3 protein-coding genes are annotated in these 3599 nt (G+C 59.2%); all 3 read right to left on the bottom strand.

Features of this window, described 5'->3' with window-relative positions; all coding sequences use genetic code 11:
* A partial coding sequence (locus tag OQK_RS15170) for an FAD-dependent oxidoreductase (RefSeq protein WP_038860978.1) occupies positions 1 to 218 on the bottom strand: 218 nt, incomplete at its 3' end.
* 56 nt (positions 219 to 274) lie between these two features.
* Complete coding sequence (locus tag OQK_RS15165; protein WP_016773135.1) at positions 275 to 676, bottom strand: type IV pilin protein; 402 nt, start codon at positions 674 to 676, stop codon at positions 275 to 277.
* Between the two features lie 15 nt (positions 677 to 691).
* Positions 692 to 3599, bottom strand: a 2908-nt coding sequence (locus tag OQK_RS15160) for a pilus assembly protein (protein WP_038860977.1), incomplete at its 5' end; no start/stop codon positions are given.

Here is a 3599-nt window from a genome sequence, read left to right as displayed (position 1 = left end):
TAAAAATCCTGCGACCAATGCGCCAGCGCGGTGACTGCCGGACTGTAGCGCCACGGGTATAACGGCGAGACGATGCCGCCGCCAGCCCGGGATGATTCCTGGCCGACATTCGAGCGATCCAGCAGCACCACGCTGCGCACTTCGGAGGCGAGATTGTAGGCAGTGAGCAGGCCAATCACCCCGCCGCCGACAATCACCACTTGCTGTTGCCTGGTCATGTTTGATCCAACCGTAAAAAGACAGTGGGCGCAAAAGGCGCCCGAAAAAGAGTGCGTCAGCGGCCCCAGCAATCCTTGGCGGTCACTCCGGTGGTCGCGTTGTTCATGCTTCGCACGCCGGTGTTGGTCAGGGTGAAATCCCCGCACTTGTCGGTGGCCATGGCCGAGCCGGTTTTACGCGTCGCGGTCAGCACAAAGGTCTGGTCGGTCAGCGTCGGGGTGATGGTGTAGAAATCATTGCCCGCGCTCAGTCCGGTGACGCCGGTGTAGACATTGTTGCGGGTGTAGAAGCGTTCGAGGGTCTGCGCCTGCTCCGAGAGCAGCGAGACCACTTCGGCGCGACGGCCCTTCTTCACGTATTCGTTGTAGCTGGGGATGCTGATGGTGAGGATGATCCCGATAATCGCGATGACGATCATGATCTCGATCAGGGTAAAACCTCGGCTGGTTCTGCGCATGCCTCAAATTCTCGCTTACTGGATTTGTCGCCACATGATACGACGGCTGCCGCCGCCACCCTTTTCCACAATGACCGTGACCGCGCCGCTGGTGTCAGTCGTGCCCTTGCGCTCGCCGTTAGCAGAGATGAAGTTCAGGGTCGGAATGCCGCCGGTAAAAATCACGCCGCTGGATATCGTATCGTTGCTGTCGACCAAACGGTCGCCGGTGGTGTCGATCACGGCGTAGTTGAGCATCTTACCGTTGAACGCATCGAGTTCGACCAACCTGCCCGTACCAAAGCTCGAACACGGGTCGGTGGTATCGACGCTGGCAGTGGTGAAAACAACTCGCCCCAACACAAGACTGGCCTGATTGATCACGCGCTCGCCGGTCAGCACGTTGTTATACACCAGCGGCAGATACCAGCCTTTCTCTGCCGGATAGGTCGTTTCATTCTGGCTGGTGGTCAGAAACTGCCCGGAACTGCCGGCGAACGAGCCGGTAATCGCCTGTGCCTGCAAACTGCTGACGGTGATTTGTCCGGCCCCACCCTCTGCATCCCAGATTGAATAGAACGCTTGCAGATCCTTGTTGGTCTTGTCGGCAGTCTCGTTGAACTTGCCGGTGCCAAAGAACACTTGCTTGCCGCCCTGGGGGTTGTCCGCCAGCAGCGGTTGCGCAGTGATCGGCTGCGTTGCCCCACCCGGGGCGATGAACAGAGGTTTGCCGGCAAACGCCACGCCCCAGTTTTCTGCCCCGGGTGCGCTCAAGTCGAATTTCCACATACGCCCCTTCAGGTCACCAGCGTAGGCAGCCTGCACCACGTTCGAGGAATTGACCCTGAGTTTTACCGAAGACAGACCGTTGCTGGTTTCCGTGCTGTCGATGACGATTTTCCTGATCAGCGAACCATCCATTGCATCCAGTACATACAAAGCCGCAACCCCCGAATTGCTGCCGTAACCATTGGCGATGAATGTCGCCCAGCGACCATTGGCCAAGCGTGCCACTTCCGGACGGGCGTAAGCGTAACCCAGGTCATTGAAAGCGTTCGACGTATTGGCAGTGACCGGCGCACTGACCTCCCACAATGCCCTGATGACATTGCCCGCCGAGGCATCGAACAGTTGCAGCCCATAGAAGGTTTTGCCACCAGCCCCCGTTCCGCCAATGGCCAGCGTTCTCCAGGTGGGGCCAGCCTGCGCATCGAACACGCCGACCTGACCGTCCACGAGAAACTTGTGGCTGACGCCGTTGACGTAATTGGTATCCGCAATCAGCCGCAACGAAGGCAGCACGCTGGAGGGCATGTAGGCATAACGGCGGGTGCCGTTCGTCGAATTGATCACATTGACGAAACCGTCGTTGGCGTTCACTACCAGACTGGTATTCATGTTCGCAGCCTTGGTGGTCAGGTAGTTGGTGTAACTGCTGTCACCCGTCAAGTCGGATGCGGTCTTGTCCGAAGGCGACGCGAGTACCAGCGGCGAATTGATGATGTCGCCCAGCAGCGCAGTGCGCACTTTGAGCCCGGCCCTGTTGGTCCCTTTGCTCCACTCCACCAGTTCAGTGCCGCTGATACCGGTGGGCAGGCCCTGATTCAACGTGTTCTGCTGGGCCGGGGAAAAGCTGCCGAATGCCAGCGCAATGGGCGTGTTGCTCAAGGTGTTCCATGACTGGAAAGTCGGCGCTGTGGCAGAGGGCACGATGGTGGTGTCGGTCGACCATTGCGCCGCCGAGGTATTTACCGTGCCGGTCGAGGTAAAGCCGAACGACCTGATCGTGCCGCGCCAATCCTTGGGATCGTAAGTGGTCTGGTAGAAACTGCTGCCGCTGGTCAACGTACTGCTGCTGGCAACACCGGCACCACCGGAGCCGGCCTTGGAAGTGATATCGCTCAGTGCCGACGATAACGCCGCATTGAGCCCGGAGCTGTCGGTCGCCTGGTAATACCTGCCCTGCCCGTAACTGGCGGCGTCGGACAACATATCGTTATCCGCCGCGAAACCCACGGTGTAGGTGTTCATGTTCTGCCGGGGAAAATCCACCGCGTTCCAGCTCTTGCCGGCGGCATCGGTGCCGGTCGAGCGCATGTCGATGTCGAAGGCGAATTTGGCAATGTCATCCAGATACAGAGTGTCACCTTCACCGTCACCGTTGAGGTTGTCGCCATCGTTATTCACGCCATCCCAGTTCGGTAAGCGACTGCCTCCCAGCGGATCGTTGGTCGGGAAGGTACGGTCATAGGTCGGCAAGCCATCGGTAATCACCACGCCGTAGTTTTTCTGGCAGCGGTATTGAATCGGACTGGTATAGGTCGCCGGTGTGCCGTTGTAGTAAGGCGCCAAGCCACGCATGTAGCGGGTGACTTCGTAATAGCTCTCGGCCAATGGCGTGTTGGCCACGGCGTTCAAGCCGTTGATCGATGAGATCAGCGCGTTGTAGTTGGTGTCTGCCTGGGCCTGGGTGACGCTGCCCGCGACGGGTGACAAATCGGTGATCGAGCGGGCGATGAAACCGCCGTTGCCCGGGTTGCTGCTGGTCGCCGGATTGAATGTCGACAGGCCCATGCGCAAGGTGCGGTTGCTGCTCACCAGTGCGGTGGAAACGTTGCGCGCCACGTTCATCCGGTAATCGTTGGGAATCGCCCCCGTGGTGAAGTCACGGGTGCCGTTGCTGTTGGCGAGGCTGACTATGTAGGAAATGTAATCGGCGGAATACCGAGTGTTCTCATTGCCTACGGGGTCGGGCAGTTTCAGGCACAAGGGCGCCACGCTGTTGTTGTAGAACGCATAGGCGCCTCCCGAGCAACCGGAAGTCGGCAGACTCGATAGAAACACTGTGTCGCCAGTAATCTGCGGTGCATTGAGTGCAGAGCACAAGCCGAGGAAGGCATTGCACTGCCGGGCGGGAGTGCGGTTGACGTTCGGGTCGAATCCG

The organism is Pseudomonas sp. R62 (assembly GCF_000257605.1).
Classification (GTDB): domain Bacteria; phylum Pseudomonadota; class Gammaproteobacteria; order Pseudomonadales; family Pseudomonadaceae; genus Aquipseudomonas; species Aquipseudomonas atacamensis.
This window is presented reverse-complemented; position numbering and strand designations above follow the sequence as displayed.